The 23081-nt window shown below is 28.7% G+C and carries 27 protein-coding genes and 1 tRNA gene; 26 read left to right on the forward strand and 2 right to left on the reverse strand.

What is annotated here, in order from left to right:
* The first annotated feature begins 2 nt into the window (after positions 1-2).
* From JOC62_RS09915 to JOC62_RS09995, 18 genes are all read left to right on the forward strand, one after another.
* Positions 3-230 (forward strand): DNA-binding protein, encoded by a 228-nt coding sequence (locus tag JOC62_RS09915; RefSeq protein WP_204595111.1) that lies wholly within the window; start codon positions 3-5, stop codon positions 228-230.
* A gap of 135 nt (positions 231-365) precedes the next feature.
* Entirely contained in the window at positions 366-1283 is a 918-nt protein-coding gene (locus JOC62_RS09920) for a helix-turn-helix domain-containing protein (RefSeq protein ID WP_204595112.1), read from the forward strand.
* Between the two features lie 49 nt (positions 1284-1332).
* Positions 1333-1953 (forward strand): ATP-binding protein, encoded by a 621-nt coding sequence (locus JOC62_RS09925; RefSeq protein ID WP_243425050.1) that lies wholly within the window; start codon positions 1333-1335, stop codon positions 1951-1953.
* 120 nt (positions 1954-2073) lie between these two features.
* Positions 2074-2211: a hypothetical protein gene (locus JOC62_RS09930; protein ID WP_204595114.1), complete on the forward strand. Its 138-nt coding sequence runs from the start codon at positions 2074-2076 to the stop codon at positions 2209-2211.
* Positions 2212-2252: 41 nt separating this feature from the next.
* Positions 2253-2549 carry a helix-turn-helix domain-containing protein gene (locus JOC62_RS09935; protein WP_204595115.1) on the forward strand — a complete coding sequence of 99 codons (297 nt, stop codon included), beginning with the start codon at positions 2253-2255 and terminating at the stop codon, positions 2547-2549.
* An 86-nt stretch (positions 2550-2635) separates the two neighbouring features.
* Positions 2636-2776, forward strand: a complete 141-nt coding sequence (locus JOC62_RS09940; RefSeq protein ID WP_204595116.1) for a hypothetical protein — start codon at positions 2636-2638, stop codon at positions 2774-2776.
* A 93-nt stretch (positions 2777-2869) separates the two neighbouring features.
* Positions 2870-3409, forward strand: a complete 540-nt coding sequence (locus JOC62_RS09945; RefSeq protein ID WP_204595117.1) for a molecular chaperone DnaJ — start codon at positions 2870-2872, stop codon at positions 3407-3409.
* Positions 3410-3706: 297 nt separating this feature from the next.
* Positions 3707-3841, forward strand: coding sequence for a hypothetical protein (locus tag JOC62_RS19365; protein WP_279381517.1), 135 nt, complete (start codon positions 3707-3709; stop codon positions 3839-3841).
* 3 nt (positions 3842-3844) lie between these two features.
* Positions 3845-4249, forward strand: coding sequence for a hypothetical protein (locus JOC62_RS09950; protein ID WP_204595118.1), 405 nt, complete (start codon positions 3845-3847; stop codon positions 4247-4249).
* Between the two features lie 635 nt (positions 4250-4884).
* Positions 4885-5586, forward strand: coding sequence for a sigma-70 family RNA polymerase sigma factor (locus JOC62_RS09955; protein ID WP_204595119.1), 702 nt, complete (start codon positions 4885-4887; stop codon positions 5584-5586).
* A gap of 78 nt (positions 5587-5664) precedes the next feature.
* Positions 5665-5979 (forward strand): hypothetical protein, encoded by a 315-nt coding sequence (locus tag JOC62_RS09960; RefSeq protein ID WP_243425051.1) that lies wholly within the window; start codon positions 5665-5667, stop codon positions 5977-5979.
* Positions 5966-6325, forward strand: coding sequence for a DNA-binding protein (locus tag JOC62_RS09965; protein WP_204595121.1), 360 nt, complete (start codon positions 5966-5968; stop codon positions 6323-6325). The genes JOC62_RS09960 and JOC62_RS09965 overlap by 14 nt, the downstream gene beginning before the upstream one ends.
* 232 nt (positions 6326-6557) lie before the next feature.
* Positions 6558-6743, forward strand: a complete 186-nt coding sequence (locus JOC62_RS09970; RefSeq protein WP_204595122.1) for a hypothetical protein — start codon at positions 6558-6560, stop codon at positions 6741-6743.
* Between the two features lie 175 nt (positions 6744-6918).
* Positions 6919-7818 (forward strand): hypothetical protein, encoded by a 900-nt coding sequence (locus tag JOC62_RS09975; RefSeq protein WP_204595123.1) that lies wholly within the window; start codon positions 6919-6921, stop codon positions 7816-7818.
* 448 nt (positions 7819-8266) lie between these two features.
* Positions 8267-9097, forward strand: a complete 831-nt coding sequence (locus JOC62_RS09980; protein WP_204595124.1) for a rolling circle replication-associated protein — start codon at positions 8267-8269, stop codon at positions 9095-9097.
* Positions 9098-9182: 85 nt separating this feature from the next.
* Positions 9183-9431, forward strand: a complete 249-nt coding sequence (locus JOC62_RS09985) for a hypothetical protein (protein WP_204595125.1) — start codon at positions 9183-9185, stop codon at positions 9429-9431.
* A 144-nt stretch (positions 9432-9575) separates the two neighbouring features.
* Positions 9576-10118 (forward strand): hypothetical protein, encoded by a 543-nt coding sequence (locus tag JOC62_RS09990; RefSeq protein WP_204595126.1) that lies wholly within the window; start codon positions 9576-9578, stop codon positions 10116-10118.
* A gap of 14 nt (positions 10119-10132) precedes the next feature.
* Positions 10133-10306: a hypothetical protein gene (locus JOC62_RS09995; RefSeq protein ID WP_204595127.1), complete on the forward strand. Its 174-nt coding sequence runs from the start codon at positions 10133-10135 to the stop codon at positions 10304-10306.
* 148 nt (positions 10307-10454) lie between these two features.
* On the opposite strand, the gene JOC62_RS10000 is transcribed toward JOC62_RS09995, so the two are convergent.
* Positions 10455-10538 (reverse strand) — tRNA-Leu (locus JOC62_RS10000).
* A 269-nt stretch (positions 10539-10807) separates the two neighbouring features.
* On the opposite strand from JOC62_RS10000, the gene JOC62_RS10005 reads away from it, so the two are divergent.
* Both JOC62_RS10005 and JOC62_RS10010 read left to right on the forward strand, forming a co-directional pair.
* A complete protein-coding gene (locus JOC62_RS10005) occupies positions 10808-11500 on the forward strand; it encodes an iron-sulfur cluster assembly scaffold protein (RefSeq protein ID WP_204595128.1) in 693 nt (230 codons plus the stop codon).
* 31 nt (positions 11501-11531) lie between these two features.
* On the forward strand, positions 11532-12533 hold the full coding sequence (locus JOC62_RS10010) for a GGGtGRT protein (RefSeq protein WP_204595129.1): 1002 nt from the start codon (positions 11532-11534) through the stop codon (positions 12531-12533).
* 320 nt (positions 12534-12853) lie between these two features.
* Here the strand turns inward: JOC62_RS10010 and JOC62_RS10015 are convergent, their stop codons facing one another.
* Positions 12854-15229 carry a discoidin domain-containing protein gene (locus JOC62_RS10015; RefSeq protein WP_204595130.1) on the reverse strand — a complete coding sequence of 792 codons (2376 nt, stop codon included), beginning with the start codon at positions 15227-15229 and terminating at the stop codon, positions 12854-12856.
* A gap of 406 nt (positions 15230-15635) precedes the next feature.
* On the opposite strand from JOC62_RS10015, the gene JOC62_RS10020 reads away from it, so the two are divergent.
* From JOC62_RS10020 to JOC62_RS10045, 6 genes are all read left to right on the forward strand, one after another.
* The gene (locus JOC62_RS10020) at positions 15636-16949 is read left to right on the forward strand and encodes a hemolysin family protein (protein ID WP_204595131.1); all 1314 of its coding nucleotides are present in this window, start codon (positions 15636-15638) and stop codon (positions 16947-16949) included.
* 234 nt (positions 16950-17183) lie between these two features.
* The gene (locus tag JOC62_RS10025) at positions 17184-18506 is read left to right on the forward strand and encodes an NCS2 family permease (protein WP_204595132.1); all 1323 of its coding nucleotides are present in this window, start codon (positions 17184-17186) and stop codon (positions 18504-18506) included.
* 329 nt (positions 18507-18835) lie between these two features.
* Positions 18836-20266, forward strand: coding sequence for an amino acid permease (locus JOC62_RS10030; RefSeq protein WP_204595133.1), 1431 nt, complete (start codon positions 18836-18838; stop codon positions 20264-20266).
* 165 nt (positions 20267-20431) lie between these two features.
* Positions 20432-20764 carry a hypothetical protein gene (locus JOC62_RS10035; protein ID WP_204595134.1) on the forward strand — a complete coding sequence of 111 codons (333 nt, stop codon included), beginning with the start codon at positions 20432-20434 and terminating at the stop codon, positions 20762-20764.
* Positions 20765-20806: 42 nt separating this feature from the next.
* Complete coding sequence (locus JOC62_RS10040) at positions 20807-21691, forward strand: LysR family transcriptional regulator (protein ID WP_204595135.1); 885 nt, start codon at positions 20807-20809, stop codon at positions 21689-21691.
* Between the two features lie 136 nt (positions 21692-21827).
* Positions 21828-23036 (forward strand): NADP-dependent isocitrate dehydrogenase, encoded by a 1209-nt coding sequence (locus JOC62_RS10045; protein ID WP_204595136.1) that lies wholly within the window; start codon positions 21828-21830, stop codon positions 23034-23036.
* Positions 23037-23081 lie beyond the last annotated feature (45 nt).

Genomic DNA, 23081 nt, shown 5'->3' on the forward strand with positions numbered 1-23081 from the left:
AAATGGTAGATGTAAGTGCAATTCAAGAAGAGCATATAAGAAACGTTACAGAAGAAAAGAAGTTAATAACAGTAAAACATTGTTCAGAGCTAACAGGTATAGGAGAAAGAAAGTTAAGAGAATTAACTCACGTAGCTGGATTTCCTTGTATAAGGTTTGGAAAAAAGTGTATGGTTGTAAGTTCACGCATTGATGAATGGATAATAAATAACATTGGCAGGACGTTTTAGGAGGTATATAGATGGATTTAAAGCTTTTTAAGAAGTATATAGAGTTATGTACAGAGTTAAATAAAGAGCCTAACTGGAAGGATTTAAAAGCCTTCAAGTGGATATTTGCATAAGAAAGATAAAGGGGGTATTAAAGTGTATGAAAAGGAGGTGCTAAGAAATTATTTTAATATATCATCATCACTAAGTAATGATGAAGTTCTTGTATATTTCCATTTATGTAAAAGTACAAATTTTACTAAAGATAAATATGAAGGTAGAGAAAAATTTGAATGTTTTTGCAGCAAAAGAACTTTAAGCAATGATACAGGCATAGGAGATAAGAAAGTATTATCTACATTGAAATCGTTAGAAGAAAAAGGCTATATAAAGCTAATTAGCAAGGGAAAACCACCTAAAACGCCAAGTAAATATAAAATGATTTATGCTGAAAGTATTAAAAGAATGGAACCGTTAGAGGAACCATTAAAAGAACCATTAAAAGAACCATTCAAAAGCGTTGAAAATACTAAAATTATAAATGGTAAGGAACCATTAAAGGAACCGATTAAGGAGCCTTTAGAGGACCCACCTTCTAAAGATATATCTAAAGATATGTCTAATAATATATATAGTGCAAAGAATAATGAAAATGTTAAATTAATATTTGATTATTGGAACTCTAAAGAAATAATAAAGCATAGGAGCTTAACCTTAGTAATTGAAAAAGCAATAGAAAAAGCTTTAAAAGTTTACTTAACAAAAGATATAGTACAAGCTATTAATGTTTATAGTGACATATTGAATAGTACATTCTATTTCAATTATAAATGGAGTCTAAATGATTTTTTAAATAGAAAGAATGGTATAAGTACATTTATGGAAGAAGGCTCAAATAAAGCTAATTATGATGATTGGAAGAGAGGAGAGGATAAAAATGAATATACCAAAGGACGTATCGCCAAAGATAGAGGACGTTTTACAGAGGGTACAGAAAACTTTAAATTCAAAGAAATATCAACAAATGTCAGAAGTTACACAGAAGAAGAAATCTCAAGAGCAGGACTTAAATAGGTGCCCTTTATGTAATGGGTTGGGTTTTATCTATGACAAAGAAAAAAACATGTATTCAAAATGTAAGTGCCAAGAGGATGAAAAATTAATAAGAGCATTAGCTAAAACAGGATTAAGTGGAGAACAACTAAGAAAATCATTTAAAGATTTTATTCCATGGAATGAGGAAGCAAAGAAAATGAAGGATATCGCTACAAGCTATTATTTAAGTTTTGAAAAGATAAAAGGTTCTGATAATGATTCATTAGCCTTATTAGGTGAGAGTGGAAGTGGCAAAACACATTTAATATCAGCACTAATAAATAACTTTATATCTAATAAAGGCCTTGATATAGCTTATATGTCATATATAGATGCAGTAATAGAGTTAAAACAAAATATGTTAAATTCAGAAGTGTATCAAAGAAAGGTAAATAGATATAAAAGGGCTCAAATGCTTGTTATAGATGATTTATTTAAAGGAGGATATACTGATTCGGATATAAGAATAATGCTAGAAATTATAAATTATAGATATAGCTCTAAAATGCCTATTATGGTTAGCAGTGAGTTCTTTATTGATGATCTGATTAAAATAGATAAGGCTTTAGGTGGAAGAATTAGAGAAAAATCAAAAGTTCATATATATGAAATTAAAGGGATGGAAAATAATTATAGATTGAATAAATAAAAGAGCCAATGGTTTAAAACCATTAGCTCAAGTGTTACTGTGAACACTCTTTACGGCAATTTAAGATTATCACAGTAACCTTATATAAATCAATAGGAAATATTTGAGGGGGATAAAGTGATGGAAAAAGGGTTAAAAAAAGATATATCAGGTCAAAAGGATCTATTAAGTTTATTAGAGGGAATTGTTAAAATAACAATAGGTGAAAAGGTAGTATATTCTGCAAGCTGTAATATAGGGAGTAAAGCTAACAGATAAGGCTTATGTTTGTGAAATATTGCCAGATAATAAAAGGAATTATGATGAAACTTAAAGAGATAAGAGTAGAAAAGAAACTAAGTCAATATGAATTAGCGGATAGATCTGGAATAAGTCAAAATTATATTTCAGAACTAGAAAATGGAAGGCATGAAGCTACAGAAGAAGTAATAATAAAACTTTGCATAGCGTTAGAAGTAGATCCTAACACACTACTAGGATGGGAAAAACTAAAGAAAGAAAGGGATGAGAGTATTGGACCAAAAGAAGATTTGGGAAGCGTTAAATTCTTATGGCATATATACAGAAGAGGATTTAAAGCAAGCGGCAAAAGATAATGAGTTAGATATTGGATTTTTTACAACTGAATTAGAGCAGTAGTATTTTTTGAAAAAGCAGAAAAAGTAAAAGGGGAAATTAAATAGTGAAAATAATGGTAAGTTATGAAACTTTAGAAGAGAGAAACAGAATTATAGTAGCTCTATCAACAGGAGTCAAAATAAATAATATTAGTAAACAATATGACAAGGGCAAATATAAAAGAATATATATTGATATAGAGTAAGTTTAAAAGGGTTCTGCATTATGTTGGACCCTCTTCTTTTAAATTAAATGTAGTGGTAAAGATTTATTGATACTACAAAAGGAGTGATATAGTATGTTTTGTTCAGTAAAAAGAGGTAAAGATAAATACGGAAAAACTTATAAGTTTTATTTATGTAATAGATATAGAGATAAAGAAACAGGTAAAGTAAAAAGTAGTGATAAATATATAATGACACTACAAGAAGAAGATATTAATATAATTAAGCAGGAGGTTATATATAAAACTATAAACAATACTTTAGAGGATAAAGATATAGGCAATGAAGAAATAGTTAACTTAATTTATAATAAATATTTGAATATTAAAATAGATTTATTAGAGAAGGAGCATCAGGAAAATCGAACAGCATATGAAGAGTTTCAAGAAGCATACGAAGATTATAAAAAATACTATGGCTCATATTCAAGTAGTTATAGTAGTGGTATGAGTTCAGTAAATTTTGATGACACTACAAAAGATGTAGCAAAAGAATTTATAAAATTAGGTTTTAGAGCTATGGCTAAGAAATATCATCCTGATATAGCAAAAGATAGTGAGGAAAAAATGAAAGTAATAAATAGTATTAAAGAAAAGTTAGAGGAGATTTTATAAAATAGATACTTGTCAAAACTAGACATTAAAAATTATAAAGAGATTAATAAAAGCTAACATTAAAAACTATATAGAACCTAACAAAACCTGACCTTAAATTATATATAATTCATATTGAGTAGTATTAACATAAATGGTATAATTAAGATAAAGAAAAAGATTAAAGAATATGTTAAGTACCCCACTTAATAAAAGTGGAAGGCGTTATATAGGCCACGGGAAATAATTATCAGTAAGTACTGGTATTATTCTCGTGGTTTTTTTATTTATCTAAAATTATATAAAGGAGCATTAAGAATGGAAGATAAGGCAAGAGAAAAAAGAAATGCTTATTATAGAGAATGGCGTAAGAAAAATAAGGATAAGGTTAAAAAATATAATGATACTTATTGGGAACGTAAGGTAAATATATTAGAGAAAGAAAAGGAGTAAACAATGAAAGAGCAAAATGAATTTAATAATTTAATTAAGAAAGAAATTGATTCATCATTAAACAAGACAACAGAAATAACAATTAATAACATTAAGCAAGATAAAGTAATGGAAAGAGATCAGTATGAGAATATTAATAATAAGATAAATTTGCATTATAGCGAGTGCTTAAAAAATAAGTTGGAAGAAATGAAAGACAAACTTATTTCTATAGAGAGTACTTTTAAAGAGTTAGAAACTATTAAATTTTATGAATCTGTTATTACACAATATTTATATGATGTTTTAGAGGCTAGAGAAAATAAATATGGTGTAATAAGAAATCTAAATATTGATATTGGAATAATGGTTGATTATAAAAAGTTACTTAAAAGAATAGATGATATGTTGAGTAAATTTAATATGTAATTAAGTCAGTTTTATTAAAAATAAAAAATGCAATTCAAAAGGAGCGTTGCTATTGAATTTTGCAATTTAAAAAACGCGGTCAATGAAGTACTTAAAGTCTAACTTTAAGAATATAGCTCATAATAGCAAGATTAAATATAGTGAACGTTGCATACAAAAATAACGAACGTTGCATACAAGTTTATGTAGTACAACATTAAAAAGTAATGGAGTACTACAATGGAATTACAAGACTTAAAGTCTTATATAGGGTAGGATTAGAACCTTGTAAAACCTTGTTTAAAAGGAACGTTAATGCTAGTAAATGCTAGTATAAAATGTTGACAAATGTTGACATTAAGAGTAACGCACCCTAAGATTTAATGATGGAGAATGATAGTATCAAAAGGAGCATTTATACTAAGAAATACTAAGATGGCTGTTAGGAAATGTTAGGATTAAAAGTAACGTTTATGCTGACAAATGCTTACCCAAAAAAGAAAAAGTAAGTATAAATATGGAAGATTTAAAAAGAGAGATATCAAAAGAATTTGAATCATATTGGAGTAATGAAGATAAAATAATAAAAATGATAGAGTTAATTAATAAATATACATTGATTTAAATAGTGTATTTCCAATAAGAGAGGTGGAAAGATGAATAATGAGGAGCTAGTAGTATTGTATCAGCAAGGGAATAGACAGGCATTAGAGAAATTGTTGGATAAAAATAAAAATTTAATATATAAGATAGCAAATAAATTTTATACTGATGGTATAAGTTCAGTAGATAAAGATGATTTAATCCAGGAGGGGAATATAGGTTTTATAATGGTCTGTGATAGATATGATATTAATAATGAGAAAAAGGCAACCTTTATAACATATGCTTTCCATTGGGTATATTCAAAAATGCATAGGTTTATAACTAATAGAGATACAAATGAGGAAACAAGTCTTAATAAACCAGTTGGTGAAGAAGAGAGCGAATTAATTGACTTGTTAGAGAGCAATAGGAATGATATAGAGAATATACAAGAGAAAATATATTTACAGGAGTTAAGAGACGAATTGGAGGGAGTTATGAATAATACTAATACATTACATGAAAGAGAAGTATTGAAATTATATTATGGCTGGGAAACTGATCCATTAACTATGGAAGGTATAGCAGATATATTAGAAACCTCTTCTGATAAAATAAGGCAGTCTAAAGATAGAGCTATAAGAAAAATGAGAAATAGCACTTGGGGAAGGGTTAGGATAAGAGAACGCTTAAGGTCGAATAGAACTTATAATAATGTTATAAGGGAAGTAGATTATGAGAGTGAACTAAATAAGTCTAGAATATGGGGATAGGAATTAAGTTCTTATCCTTTTGTTATAGGAGGGAATGTTATATCACATAGAGAAGTAATGTTAAATAGGGCTAAGACAATGAATCTTGAATTAGAGGAAGTGTATAAAAGGGAAAGAGCTTATATGAAGGCTGTAAGAGGAGAAAGGTATAAAGATTACTTAATAGATATAGAAAAGTTAGGATTATTTCAATGTAAGGTCCTAGAAAAGAGAAGGCAAATAATAAAGAAGCCTGTACGTGAGAAGATAAGTATATATACAGTATTTAAGTTTTATATAAATCTAGGAGTAGTATTTAGAGATAAGAATAAGAGATATTACAGTATGGAAGAGGTAGAGCAGTTAATAGTTAAGTATTATAAGGAGAATAGTATTAAGTATGAAATTGACTAAGGAGAATAGAGAAAGTATCAAAGTTATTTTAAAAGACTATAATATGTTAAAAGCTCAAATAAAATGTATAGATATAGAGTTAAAATATGAAGAGGATAATCAAAGAATAGAGAGATTAAAAGATATAAAAACATACAAGGAAAGTTTAATAACTAATATAGAGAGGGCATACCGGGAAATGAACCAACAAGAACAGCAAGTATTAAAACTAAGATATTTAGATAGAAATCCAAAAATGTGGAGAGAAATAGGTACTATATTAGGTTATTCTTCAGATTATTGTAGAAAAGAGTTATTTAATAAGTGTTTAGTTAAGTTATATAATAATATAAAACATATTAGCTAATGGAAGTTATGGTATAATATTAGGTGGTATGGTATAATTAGGTTAATAGAAAAATTAAAATAACGTTGTTGCTATTAAGCAACTTATAAAGCTGACGAAGGTTATAAAGAAAATACTCGTATTAAATGTACGAGTATTTTTTTTGAGTTAATTAAGTTCCAAATATTGTATAAATAGCCTTGAGAGCATATAATATTATTAACAGATAAAAGTTGTATATTGAGGTGTTCTTATGTCAGATATAAATAAAAGTGATCAAAATAAACAAAAGAGGATAACGGTAAACTTTAGGCTACTTTCGGAAGAGGAGCAGAAGCTTTATGAGTGGGTAAAAGAAAATGGAGCAGTTGGTGGAGACAGTGCTTTTATAAAATCTTTGCTTTATAAAGAATATAAGGAGAGAACAAAGGGTAAATAAATACCCTTTATTTTTTTGAATTTTTTATATTCATTAAGAAACTTTTAACTGTTAAATGCATATAAATGAATTATAAAGCAACTACAAAGACCGAAATTATATTTTATGCTTAGAGCAAATTTTTTGATATTTGGGTTAATAGGTAGTTAAAATGGTGGAGTGTGTGAGTGTTTATATGATTAATATTAAAAAATTACAAGAGTACCAACTAAAGAGGTTAATAAAGAAAACTTTTACAGAAATATTTAAGAGGAAAAACTTAATTGATAATGATGGAGCAGCACCAAAAGTTAAAAATATAACATTTGCTAAATATGGGTTTACTATTGATATTGATTTAGTAGGAATATGTAGTTATTCAGAACTAGAAAAAGAAATAGAGTATATACAAACAATTTTCAAGGCTTATGAGGTTAATTTAAAGGTTGTAAAGGGAATCTGTAGGTTATGTATATATACTGATGAATTACAGGATAGGGGTTATTCTAGGCTTGAATATGAGCCTTATACATGCATATTAGGACATAACTATGAAGGTGATATAACTGTTGATATGAGAAAAACGTGTCATCTTATAATATCTGGTCTATCTGGAACAGGTAAAAGCTGTTGTGTAAGCATGGCTATAGACCAATTAGAATATAGTGGAGCTAATGTAATAATTCTAAATGGATATAGGGAAGATTATCCGAACTTTAAAGGACGATTTATTATAGGTGAAGATATAATAAAATTCTTGGTTAACTTATATACTGACATACAATACCATGAAAAACCTTTATATGTAGTTATAGAAGAAATGCAAACACTACAGGATAAAGTAATATCAGATATATTAAAAAAGATATTATCTGTAGGAAGGCATTATAACATCTTTATTATAGGAATAATCCAAGAAGCAACAAAGGAAAATTGTAAGTTTAAATCTTTATTTAACGCAAGGTGTACTTTTAGGCAAATTGATACTAGCTCTATTCAAGTAGTATTAGGAACAAACATAGAAAAGAAATTAAAAAAACAAGAATTTGCATTATTTAGTGATGATTTGTACTATGGGAAAACATTTATTATTTAAGAGTGAAATAATTAAAGTTTGATTTACCTTTCTAATCTTTAATTTGAGGTTATTTATCTTTCTTCTTCTAGTTGTATTTATAAGCTTTTCAGTTTTAGAATATCAACAACTGGAATAACTAAAAACTTCTTGACGATTGACGATCAGCTCAACCCTTGGGTTTAGCGAGAGGAAGAGGAAAGACGTTTTTAGTTATGGAAGGCGTTAGATTGCTTGAAATATAAAGGATTATAAAGCCAATTTAAAGTAGAAGTATAAATAACTATAGTGATAAGATTTAGAGAAGTACTATAATGCTTTAAATTATGGAGCTCTTAAATAATAAAAGTGAAGATTGAGTAACAAATCATAATATTAAATAATATATAACTTGTTAGTAGTGGAATAATTCATACAAAAGTAATTTTATCAGGGGTGTAAATTAAGTAATTATAAAGGCTTGAGGTTTATGTATAACTTAAAGGTTATAAAGTGTGGTAACAGAGTGGAGATATATAAATTCAACCATTATACAGTTGGTGAAAGAGGTAAGGAAGAGGAGTTTTATAGGTTTATAGAGCGAGGAGAAGAGCAAGATCAGTTAACAACTGATGATATATTGGAAAATAAGAAAAGTAAAAAACAAAATAGGATAGATAATTTAAATAACTCTAGGAATAAGATTATAAGGTTAATAAAGTGTAATAGTGATATGAGAACCTTCATTACTTTAACATTTGCTAAAGAAACTGATTATAAGCAAAGTAAGAAGTATTTAAATAACCTTTTCAATAAATTAAGAAAAAAGTACAAGGAGATCAAATATCTTTGGGTATTAGAATATGGAGATAAAAACAATAGATTACATTATCATTTGCTTTGCAATATTCCAATAGAAATAAATTTATGCAGCAGCAAGGAAAGAAAATCAGAAGAGCATAAGCAATTAGAGAAAGAGTTTAGTAAGAAGTATTGGAAATACGGATTTGTAGATATAAGAGCACTGGATCAAGAAGGAAATACAAATATAGCATTATATGTAGCAACCTATATTGTAAAGAGCTTAGAAGATAAAGACTTAGAAGGATATAGGGTATTTGGGTATAGTAATAAAACATTGCATAAGCCTATTATAGAAACGTATTTAGATAAAAGACCTTTAGAGAATATATTAGAAGAATTTAAAGGGTATAAGGTAAGATACAATAATAATTATTCTATTGGATATACAAAAGATGGGTTATATAGGAGTGGAAATGTAACTTATTTTGATATGGAGGTTAATAATGAAAATATTTAAAAATAGTACCAATTGAAATATAATTGGCCTTTTAATTCAACTTAATAAGTTTGGTTATAAGAATTAAATTAAGGAGTATTTGATTATGAAATTTAAAGGTGAATTTTTAGTAGCAAAAGTAGAATTAAGAAAAGGAAAGGAAAAAGCATATATTTTAGTAGACCTATTGGAGCTTACTAGTGGGAATATGTACAAAATACTTCATAAAGATATAGAGGATTTAAAGAAGTTTTCTCCAATGAGTAAAATGGAGGTTGAATTAGAGCTATTAAGTAGCAAATATGGATTACAACTTTCTATAATTAATATAGGAGATGTACTTGGAAGTATATAATTTAAAAGAAGCCCATTCATTTGAGTGGGTTTCATATTATAAAAATGTATATTGTAATATACATATAAAATTATGTTCTTTAATGTATATATAATATTGTTCCTTAGGTAATTATATGATAAAATTCCAGTGGGAGTGATATTTTTGAATAATAAAGAAAAAGAAGAAAATAATGCAAAAAATATGAATAATGAAAAATATAAATCATCTAAGGTATTATTAGAAACAATTAAATCGGAATACGATAGAGAAAATGATAGAATGAAAACCGTTGAAAATAGAATACCTATATTAATGACTGTAGCTATATTTTTATGTGGATTTTTATTTACAAATAGTGGAATTGACTTTAAATCTATGTTAGAGAATGCACAAAATAAAATTTATATTTTTATAGGATTACAAACATTAAGTTCTTTATTTTTAGTTTTGTCAATAATTATTTTTATATATTTATTATTATCTAAGGAATATAGAAGGATAGAATTAAAAAATTTTTCAAAAATAGATGTACAAGCTAAAGATGAGGGATTAATAGCTTTTGATATACTAAGAGCTTATTTGCAGGCATATGAACATAATCAGAAAGTAAATAATAAAAAAATTATGTTAAATAATATAGGAATAATATTATTAATAATATCATTTTTTATATTTTTAAGTATTAAATTATTGATTTTATTTTAAAAGGAGGAAACTAAATGTCAGATGAAGAAAAAAGCGGTTTATTTGATGATAGTTCATCTAATGCAGAATCAAGTGGTCTATTTGATCAATATACTGCGCTTGAGACAAGAGGATTATCGAACAATGGAACAGTAGGAACTAGATTCACAAAGTTAGTAAACGAAAATTATAATGAAAATGAAGATTAAGAAAAGAAAGGTTTTGCCTTTCTTTTTTATTTGAAAATTTTAAAAAAATTTAGGTTGCACTACTGTTGCACTACTTTTAATGAAAAATAAACTCGTAAAACTTTGAAAGTAAGTATTTTCAATGCTTTACGAGTTTGGTATTTTGATTTGGTGCCACCAGTGGGAATCGAACCCACACGGTAAAACCGCATGATTTTGAGTCATGTGCGTCTGCCAGTTCCGCCATGGTGGCAAAGTATAATGTTTTACTCAGTAAAATAATTGTTACCAACGTTAAATATTATATCAGATGTGGAAAGAAATATCAATTATATAAATAAATTTATCAAAAATATGAAAAAAGTTAATATTTTAGTTGTTAGATGGATGTACATTTGCTAAAATGTATGTAGGATAAAACTAACCCACCGGGGCAGTTTTTGACCTAGCTAGAAATGTAAACTAAGTTTTTGTACATAAAAACGGTTTATAATCTAATAATTAGGGAGGAGAAATTAGAATATGATGTATTCAACAGAAGTTCAAGAAATGTGTGTAATCGCTAAAGGACCTAATCATGGACCAGCACCAATTCCTGTAGAAGGAAAATGGGTTTTAGCTAAAGAAGTAAAAGATATCTCAGGTCTTACTCATGGAGTAGGTTGGTGTGCACCTCAACAAGGAGCATGTAAGCTTACTTTAAATGTTAAAGATGGAATAATAGAAGAGGCATTAGTAGAAACAATAGGATGTTCAGGAATGACTCATTCAGCTGCTATGGCTTCAGAAATATTACCAGGAAAGACTATATTAGAAGCATTAAACACAGACTTAGTTTGTGATGCTATAAACACTGCAATGAGAGAATTATTCTTACAAATCGTATACGGAAGATCTCAAACTGCATTCTCAGAAGGTGGACTACCTATAGGAGCTGGACTTGAAGATTTAGGAAAAGGTCTTAGATCACAAGTTGGTACTATGTACGGAACAGTTGCTAAAGGACCAAGATACCTTGAAATGGCAGAAGGTTATGTAACAGAAGTTGCTTTAGATGAAGATAATGAAATTATCGGATACAAATTCGTTCACTTAGGTAAAATGATGGAATTCGTTGCTAAGGGAATGAGCGCTAACGAAGCAATGGAAAAAGCAGCAGGACAATACGGAAGAGTAGAAGACGCTGTTAAATTAATAGATCCAAGACACGCATAATTTAAATTAATTTGTAAGGAGGAATTTAATCATGGCATTATTTGAAAGTTATGAAAGAAGAATAGATCAAATCGTTCCAGTTCTTAATAAGTACGGAATGCAAAAAATAGAAGATGCTAAGGCTATATGTGACGAAGCAGGAATAGATCCATATACAATCGTAAAGGAAACTCAACCAATCGCATTCGAAAATGCTGGATGGGCTTACACTTTAGGAGCTGCTATAGCTATAAAGAAAGGTTGCGTAAAAGCTGCTGATGCTGCTGAAGCAATCGGAGAAGGATTACAAGCTTTCTGTATCCCGGGTTCAGTTGCTGATGACAGAAAAGTTGGATTAGGACACGGAAACTTAGGAGCTATGCTTTTAAGAGAAGAAACTGAATGTTTCGCTTTCTTAGCAGGTCACGAATCATTCGCTGCTGCAGAAGGTGCTATCAAAATAGCTGAAAAAGCTAACAAAGTAAGAAAGCAACCATTAAGAGTTATCTTAAACGGTCTTGGAAAAGACGCTGCTATGGTAATCTCAAGAATCAATGGATTCACTTATGTTGAAACAGCATTTGATTTCTACACTTCAGAATTAAAAGTAGTAAGAGAAAAAGCTTACTCAAACGGACCAAGAGCAAAGGTTAGATGTTACGGTGCTAACGATGTTAGAGAAGGTGTTGCTATAATGCACTCAGAAGGTGTTGACGTATCAATCACTGGTAACTCAACTAACCCAACAAGATTCCAACACCCAGTTGCTGGAACATACAAGAAAGAATGTGTAAATGCTGGTAAGAAGTATTTCTCAGTTGCATCAGGTGGTGGTACTGGAAGAACTCTTCACCCAGATAACATGGCTGCAGGTCCAGCTTCATACGGTATGACTGATACTATGGGAAGAATGCACTCAGATGCACAATTCGCAGGATCATCATCAGTTCCAGCTCACGTTGAAATGATGGGTCTTATCGGAATGGGTAACAACCCAATGGTAGGAGCTACTGTTGCTGTAGCTGTTGCTGTAGAAGAAGCAATGAGCAAATAGTTTTAAGACTTATTTAGATTATAAATGGTTTTGATTAGAGCCTAATAGGATTTAATTCCTATTAGGCTTTTTGCTTTAAAGATTTACATATAATTTTCATATTTTAAATAAAGTGTTAGTATAAATAATGTAAAATTAGAGATAATTAATAATAAAATCTATAATAAAGCGTAATAGGAAATTCCTAGCGTCATTTATATAGATATATTTAAAGAAGATTGATTTATACAGTTCTCTTTAAAATTTTATATATAAGGAAGTTTAAAAAATAAAAGCAGATAGTATTCTAACTATCTGCTTTTATTTATATTAGATTAATATTAATTTGTATATAAATTAAGTTCAGCCCCTGAAGCAAAGCCACCAACGCCATTAACTACTTCAAATTTTATATATTTAGCTTTAGTTTTATCGAAAGTTACTGATTGAGCTTTTTTATCGTTATAGTTCCATGTACCACTAGCTACTTTTGTAAAATTAACTCCGTCTAGGCTTGTATATATGTTATATTCTTTAACATTACCATTAACTCCAGTATCTTGTCTTGGAAGATACGTTAATTTTGAAATATCATATTCTTTATTAAGTTTTATAGTTAAATAAGGTACCTTATCGCTTCTGTCCCATTTTGTGTGCCAGAAAGACTTCGTATTACCATCAATAGCATTTTTAGCGGCTTGGCCTCCATTATCTTGTTCGCTTGAATATGAAACAAGTTCCATTTCAGAATGAGGAATAAATCCAGCTATCATTTTATTTTCAGTATAAACTAATTTAGTAGGTTCACTTGGAAGTTTTGTGCCAGTTGCAGCCATACGTACTAATAAAGTTAAGTTTTTACTTAAATCAGGTAGGTTACTACCATCGTACTTAGTCCAAGTAGTTCCATTATCTATTGAAAACTCAATATTTTTATCTATGCCAAAAATTAAATTTTCATCATCATTTTCAGAAACGTTTATTTTATCTCCCTTTTGAATAGGAATTAAAACAGGTGTTTTTGCACCTTTAACTTTTAGAAGAATTCCATTTTCTGATGTTATAGAATCAAGTTCAGATTTACTTAATTTCATAGATGGTTCAGTAGGTGTTTTATAAGTTCTACCTCCATCTAAGCTATACTCTGTATCTACCTCTATACCCTCAAGTTTTCCAGCGTTTTTGCCATCAAAACTAAATGAAGCTAAGGATAAACCGTTATTTCTCATATCGTTTAAAAAATCTTTAGCAATTGCTTTTGCATCATTATTTGTAGAAGACTCTAAAGCGGCTTTATAAGATACTATATATTCATTAAGTTCTTTTCTATCATTATTAATTACCTTATCCTTAATTTTAGATAGAAGATCAACCATTGGTTTTGGGTAATTACTAAATGTCTTCAATATATTTGCATTTACGTTTCTATAATCATCAGTTGTAGTATTAGGGTCATTTAACATAGCAGCTATTTTATCTTTCCATGCAGCATAATCAAGAGGTGAAATTTTTATTGCTTCATTAAGTAATTTCATAGAGGATGTTTTAGAAGTAGAAATATTTGCAAGCCATCTAAATTCCTCTGCTTTAGAAAGAGATTCTTGATTCTTATCAGCATCTTCAAATAAAATATTATAAGAAGTATTATATCCTTTAGAACCATTAGACCAATCATTTAATGTAGCACCACTTGATTTAGGCCATCCTGAAATATTATATGTTATTTGCCATTTATCATTTGAATTTAGGTATATCATTGCGCAATGGCCAGGCTGTCCTACAGGACTTGAGGGTACACCAAATGATTTAGAAGTCATTGATCCAAAATAAGAAATAGATCCACAAACACCGCCATAATCTAAAACTGTTTTAAATGTAGGGTGTTTTCCATAAAAATCAGGTCCAAATATGCTTTTACCTTCTGGATTTTTGTCAGTATATTTAATACTCCAAACAATGCTTGAAATTTTATCTTGACTTAATAGGTCAGGATGTTCCTCTTTTACATATTTTCTAACCCAAAGTATATCAGAATCAGTTATTTTTGCATCAATAACTTTTCTTAAATGTGTTACATCAAGAGTTTTAAATACAGGAAACATTTCATCTTTATCATTTAATGATTTAAATAATTCATAACGTTTAACTGGATCAATCTTTTGAGTGCTATCTAGCCAGAAAGTTATTGGCTTAGAATGTTCTAATGATGTTGCTATTGCTAGCTTAAGATTAAATCCATCTCTTGAAGTTTTATCATTATTCCATATTTTTGACCAAATCCTAAGAGCATCTATATTTTTCCCAGAAGTAGGTTCTCCACCTTGAAGGTATAAGGTTAATGATTTAGGACTTCCTATAAGCCAGTTTATAAAGTTTTGTTGATCTTGGTTTTCATTATAAAAATTAGTTAATTCTGATGCACCTACTCTTGATATAAATTCTCTTAACGGTAAATAACTTTTAACAATATCATTATTTATAATGGAATCTAAATCAGAGTCAGAAGTTTTTTCTATTATTTGATTTAAGGCTTCATTTGTCTCAGTTAATTGTTTAGAAAAGGAATCTGTCATATTTACTTTATTTACAGATATGTCAATTGAAGCATTAGACGAATTAAGTGAAGTATTAGTTGAGGCGAATGCTTTGTTTATAGGTGTAGCAGATGATATAACCATTGCTACCATTAGAGTGAAAAGTATCTTTTTTGTTTTCATTTTTATGTCCCCCTAAAAATTAATTTAATAAAAAATATAATTTAATTATAATTTTTATTATAATTATTTGTCTATTAATATTAAAGGAAAATAACGTTTGTATATGTTAATTTTAATAGAACATTGTTACTAAAAATACAAAAAATAAGCTAAAAAAATCATGAAAAATTTTGATGTATATATGAAGCGATAGAAAGAATAATTATGTATAAATATGAAAGTATTTATTCACAATTAATATCAAATTAGTATTGAAGTATGGACTAAAAGGTTAATTCTATACTTTACAGGAATGATTATTTAAATGGATAGAATACATTAGTTAAGTGCTAAAAATAAACAATTGTAATTTATAAAAATTTATGATAATATCAATTTATTATACATTTTTAGGAGGAATACAAACATGTTAGAACCCGAGCCGGGAAGTATTATACCCCAGTTAATATTAGTACTTATTTTGACAGGAGTAAATGCATTTTTCTCATCAGCAGAGATGGCAATAGTATCAGTAAATAAGAATAGGATAAAGATGCTTGCTGAAGAAGAAAATAAGAAAGCAAAATTATTAGAAAAAGTAATGAAGGATCAAAGTAATTTTTTAGCAACTATACAAGTTGGAATAACTCTTGCAGGATTCTTCTCAAGTGCATCTGCAGCAACAGGTATTTCTGTTGTAGTTTCAGAAAAATTAAGTTCTTTTAATTTACCATATACAAAGCAGATATCACTAATTCTTGTAACAATAGCAATTTCTTATTTAACACTTGTTTTAGGAGAGCTTGTTCCAAAAAGAATAGCCCTTCAAAGAAAGGAAAAAATAGCATTATCATCTGTTAAAATAATTTATTTAACTTCAATAATAGCAAAACCATTCATAAAAATTTTATCTATATCAACTTCACTTATATTAAAACTTATAAGATTTAATGAAAATGGAATTGAAGATAAGGTATCTAAAGAAGAGATACAAGCCTTGATTTCAGAAGGAGAAGCTGAAGGTGCTATAGATGAAGATGAAAAGGACATGCTTAATGGTATTTTTGAATTTAATGACAGATTATCTAAAGAGATAATGACATCTAGAAAGGATACCTATCTTATAGATATATCAGATAATATAGACGAATATTTAGATGATTTAGTAAATTGCCCATATTCAAGAATTCCTGTATATGAAGATGAAGTAGATAATGTAATAGGAGTGCTTTATATTAAAGACTTTTTTGTTGAGGCAAGAAAAGTTGGCTTTGAAAATGTTAATGTACGAGAGATTCTTCATAAGCCATATTTTGTTCCAGAAACTAAGAGAATTAATGAACTTTTCAAAGAGTTACAAGCCAATAGAAATCATATGGCAATTTTAATTGATGAGTATGGTGGATTTTCAGGTATTGTAACTATGGAAGATTTAATTGAAGAGGTTATGGGAGATATAGATGATGAGTATGATATATCTGAACCAGAGGTTAAAAAACTAGATAATAATAAATATCTAGTTAAGGGTACAATTAATATTGATGACTTTAATGAAGAATTTGATGCTAATATAGAAGAGGATGATTGTGATACATTAGGTGGATATATAATTACTCAAATTGGTGAGATACCGAAAGAGGATTTAAAATTTGATTTTACTATTGGAAATCTTAAACTTAAAGTAATTAAAATCATGGATAGAAGAATTGAAGATATTGAAGTTACATTAGTAAATAGATAAAAATAAATATTTAGAAGATTTGGTTAATCTAGAGTTAATTATCTAGATTAACCTTTTTTATTGCAAATATACGAAATATAAGGGTGATCACAACGTCATAAAATTCGTGTTTTAAATAAAAATACATAGAAAAATTCAAAAAGTTTTAAAAATATTCGTATAAAGGGTAGAAATTTGGCGAAAAATAATATATTATAGTTCTCGGACGAAAAATATTAATGAAAGAGTGATAAAATGAGAAACTTCTTCAAAAAAGATGGATTACTTGATAACTATTTTGAAATAACAAAAAATGGTTCTAATCCAAAGAGAGAAATTGTTGCAGGGCTTACAACATTTATGACAATGGCGTACATATTAATCGTTAACCCATCAATACTAGCAGCCGCTGGAATGGATCAAGGAGCAGTTTTTACTGCGACAGCACTTTCAGCATTTGTAGCAACATTACTTACAGGAATTTATGCTAAGCTTCCATTTGCTCAAGCACCAGGGATGGGATTAAATGCATTCTTTGCATATACAATAGTGCTTCAAATGGGATATTCATTTCAATTTGCATTAACTGCCGTATTCTTAGAAGGTATTATATTTATATTACTAACATTATTTAATGTTAGAGAAGCAATTGTTGATTCAATACCAGATTGTATAAAAAAGGGGATATCAGTTGGTATTGGACTTTTAATAGCACTTATAGGTCTAGAAGGAGCGGGTATTGTAGTTCATCCAGCTGATGGTGGAACTATATTATCACTAGGTAAGTTAACTAGTGGCCAAGGATTACTTGCTATAATAGGATTAATTATAACAGCAATTCTTTTAGCTAGAAAAGTTAAAGGAGCACTTTTCTTTGGTATGGTTATTACTGCAATAATTGGTATTCCATTTGGAATAACTCCAATGCCAACTTCACTAATGAGTGCACCACCATCAATTAGTTCAGTTCTTTTTAATTTTGAATGGCACAATATATTCTCAATGGATATGCTAATAGTATTATTTACACTATTATTTATGGATCTATTTGATACAATAGGAACTTTAGTTGGAGTTGCAACTAAAGCAAAGATGCTTGATGAAAACGGAAAGGTTCCAAACATAAAGAAGGCATTATTATCAGATGCTATAGGTACAACTTTTGGAGCTTGCGTTGGAACAAGTACAGTAAGTACTTTCGTAGAAAGTGCTTCAGGTGTAGCAGAAGGTGGAAGAACAGGATTAACGGCTGTTTCAACTGCAATAATGTTTGCATTATCACTATTCTTTGCACCAATATTTGCATCAATTACACCAGCAGTTACTGCATCTGCATTAATTTTAGTTGGATTATTTATGATTGAGCCAATTAGAGAAATAAACTTAGAAGATTATACAGAATCTATACCAGCATTTTTAACTATGATAATGATGCCATTTTCATACAGTATTTCAGATGGTATTATATTTGGTGTAATTTCATACATATTACTTAAATTATTCACGGGTAAAGTGAAAGAAATAAGTATAACTACAGTAGTTATTGGAGTTATATTTATGCTGAAATTTTTAATATAATATAAAATAAATTGCTATTTTATTTACTTAAGGGTCATAAGAAATATTTAATAAAATATTTGTAACCACAAGTTAATAAAATAGCTTTTTTATTTAAAAAATATATTATTCATACCTTTATATAATTGATTGTTTATTAAAAATATATAATAACAACTGTTGATTTATTAATAAAAAATCTTTGATTGTAATAAATAAATACGATGAAGAAAATTATAAAATATTGAAGTGAGTTATGAAATTTGTCGTATTATTAGAAGTTTGATATAATGTATAAGTATTTTTATACTTAATAAGCTAAGAAATGACAGAAAGAGAGCGGGATAACTATGGCAGATGATAGTAAAAAATTAAGGTGGTATAACCTTGCGATGATGGCCTTTGTATCAGTTTGGGGATTTGGTAATGTTGTTAACAACTTTGCTAACCAAGGATTACAAGTTATTGTATCATGGGTCCTTATCATAGGATTATACTTTGTACCATATGCTTTAATGGTTGGAGAACTGGGATCAGTTTTCAAAGATGGTAAAGCGGGAGTTAGTACATGGATTAGAGAAACTAAAGGAACAACATTAGCATACTTTGCGGGTTGGACTTATTGGGTTGTTCATATCCCTTATTTAGCTCAAAAGCCACAAACTTTATTAGTAGCTTTAGGATGGGCGGTACAAGGAAATGGAGATTTTGTAAAATCAATGGATCCATTATATGCACAGCTTATTACTTTAGCAATATTCTTATTCTTCTTATGGGTAGCATCAAGAGGAATGACTTCACTTAAAACTATAGGAACAGTTGCAGGGGTCGCAACATTTGTAATGTCATTACTTTATATAGTATTAATGATAGCTGCACCAGCAATAAGAGGAGTTCATATAGCAACTACTAATATAAGTTGGGATACAATAGTTCCAAACTTTAATTTCACATATTTTACAACTATTGCAATGCTAGTATTCTCAGTTGGTGGAGCAGAAAAGATTTCACCATATGTAAATAATACTAAAAATGCTAGTAAAGAGTTCCCATTAGGAATGATAATACTTGCAATTATGGTTACAATATCAGCAATATTAGGATCTTTTGCAATGGGAATGATGTTTAATGCAAATGATATACCAAAAGATCTTATGATGAATGGTCAATATTATGCATTCCAAAAACTTGGTGAGTATTATGGAATAGGAAATACATTCTTATTTATATATGCATTAGCAAATGCATTAGCACAAATTTCAGCATTAATATTCTCAATTGATGCTCCACTTAAAGTGCTACTTGCAGATACTGATGATAACTTTGTACCTAGAGGATTAACAAAAACAAATTCACATGGTGCACCAATTAAGGGATATTTAATGACAGCTATACTAGTTAGTATATTAATTATTGTTCCAGCACTAGGAATTGGTAATGTTAATGAGATATATAACTGGTTATTAAGATTAAATGCGGTTGTAATGCCACTTAGATATCTTTGGGTATTCTTAGCATTTATCTTACTTAAGAAAGCTGGAGATAAATTTAAAGCTGATTACAAGTTCTTAAAGAACGATAAACTTGCATTAGGTGTAGGTGTATGGTGTTTTGCATTTACAGCGATAGCCTGTATCTTAGGAATGGCACCACAAGGTGTTGATACCTTCACTGGTGGATGGTGGTTCCAACTAATACTTAATGTTGCAACACCATTTATACTAATTGGTCTTGGATTTATACTTCCAAAGATAGCAAAGAAAGAAAAAAAATCAGCTTAAAATATTTAAAGTAGCACTTACTTAGTAAGTGCTACTTTTCACATTTAAGGTAAATATAGTAGGATATATTTCTATTGTTAATAAAATTGCAAGATAAATATCTTTATAACTTAACAATTAAATTGTATAATAGTACAAAATGATACTTTAAAAAGGAATGAGGATATGAATAGAAATTTTAAGATAGCAATGTACCTTATAATAACTATAGTAATAATTGGATTAGTTGCTTCAGCATTCATAGTGATATTACCTTATGTAATCATAGCAGCAGTAGTACTATGGGGTATATTCAAAATTAGAGGATATTTTAATAAAAATAAATATAAAAAAGATAACGAAAATTATAGTGAAACATATACTTATAGAAGCTCAAATGATGAGACTAGCAAATATGAAAGTGATGAGGCTAGACAATATGAAAGTAATGATGATGATTTTGATACATCAAAAGCAATTGATGTTGATTACGAAGAAGTAGATAAAGATAAAAAATAGGCTATGGTATTACCATGGCTTATTTGACTTTGAGGTGAAGGTATGAATTTTAGAAAGTTAAGAATATTTTATGAGACGGCTATTAATTTGAATATGACAAAGGTTGCAAAATCTCTTTACATAAGTCAGCCATCTGTAAGTCAAGCAATTCAAGAATTAGAGGAGGAACTTGGCGTAAAGGTTTTTGATAGAATAGGTAAAAGACTAAGTCTTACATATGAGGGTGAAGTTTATTTTAATTATGTTAGAAGAATACTTAATTTATACGATGAAGGTATCGAGAATATTAAAAAAATTAATAATAAAGAGCAAGGTAGAATAGTAATAGGAGCTAGTACAACTATAGGTATATATATATTACCTGATATAATTAAAGATTTTGTATCAGTAAATAAAGGTATAGAAATATCTCTTATAATAGAGAATACAAAGAATATCGAGAAGATGATTCTTCAAAACAAAATTGACTTTGCTTTTGTTGAAGGAAAAGTACATTCTGAAGAAATAATATATGAGAAGATATGGGAAGATGAACTTGTGTTTATAGAGCCATATGCACATGAATGGACTAATAAAACTTTTATAAATAAAGAAGATGTGTCAAAAGAAAAATTTATTATGAGAGAAAATGGCAGTGGAACTAGAGAAATAGTTGAAGGGTACTTAAAAGATAAAGGAATAGAATATGAAGTATTTATGGAACTTGGTAGTACAGAAGCTATTAAAAGAAGTGTAGAGGCAGGTCTTGGAATTGGATGTGTATCTAATCAGTGTATTAGAGAAGAAATAAAGATGGATAAGATTAGCAAGGTAACATTTAATGAAGATAGAATAAAGAGAGATTTATTGCTTATTGTACATAAAGATAAATTTATAAGTAATAATATGAAAGAATTTATAGAAGAAGCTCAAAAGTTTGAATGTTAAACAAAAATAGTATGAGAGTAAGTTAAGTAGACTTACTTCCATACTATTTTTTATTTCATAAAATTGATTTAATATTTTCTGTAATGTATAATTATCCTAAAAATGGTTATAAAAGCTAATAAAAGGGGGCAAGTTTATGACAAAAATAAAAATGAAAACTCCATTAGTTGAAATGAATGGAGATGAAATGACAAGGATTCTATGGGGCTATATTAAAGAGGAATTAATCAATCCTTTTGTTGAATTAAAAAGCGATTATTATGATTTGGGGTTAGAAGTTAGGGACGAAACAGATGATAAGGTAACAATTGAGGCAGCGGAAGCTATTAAAAAATATGGAGTAGGAGTTAAGTGTGCAACAATAACTCCAAATAGTGATAGAGTAAAAGAATACAACCTAAAAGAGATGTGGAAAAGTCCAAATGGAACAATAAGATCAATTCTTGATGGAACAGTCTTTAGAGCTCCAATATGTGTAGATTCAATAGAACCTTGCGTTAGGAATTGGATAAAGCCTATAACAATAGCTAGACATGCTTATGGAGACATTTATAAAGATTCAGAGATGAAGATTGAAGAAAAGGGTAGGTGTGAATTAGTATTCACTGATGATATAGGAAATGAAAAAAGACAATTAATTCATAACTTTGATGGAGATGGAATAGTTCTTGGAATGTATAATTTAAAGTCATCTATAGAAAGTTTCGCAAGAAGTTGTTTTAATTTTGCATTAGATACAAAACAAGATTTATGGTTTTCAAGTAAAGATACTATTTCAAAAACATATGATCATACATTTAAGGATATTTTCAAAGAAATATATGAAAATGAATATAAAAATAAGTTTGAAGAAGAAGGAATAGAATACTTTTATACTTTAATTGATGATGCAGTAGCAAGGATAATAAAATCAGAAGGGGGCATGATTTGGGCTTGCAAAAATTATGATGGAGATGTAATGAGCGATATGGTAGCAACAGCATTTGGATCTCTTGCTATGATGACCTCTGTTTTAGTTTCGCCAGATGGGAATTATGAATATGAAGCAGCACATGGAACTGTTCAAAGACATTATTATAGACATTTAAGAGGAGAAGAGACATCAACTAATTCAATTGCAACTATATTTGCTTGGACAGGAGCTTTAAGAAAAAGAGGAGAACTTGATTCCATAAATGATCTTATAAGATTTTCAAATATTCTAGAAAAAGTGACTTTAGATACAATTAGAGAAGGAACAATGACTAAAGATCTTGCACTAATTACAAAAAATAAAGATATAAAAGTTGTTAATAGTTTTGATTTTATAAAAAGTATTAGAGAAAGATTAGAAAAAGAACTTTAGTTTATTATAGTCTAACCTATAAATTGTAGGTTAGACTAAAAATAT

This window comes from Clostridium sardiniense, from assembly GCF_016907995.1.
Lineage (GTDB): Bacteria > Bacillota > Clostridia > Clostridiales > Clostridiaceae > Clostridium > Clostridium sardiniense.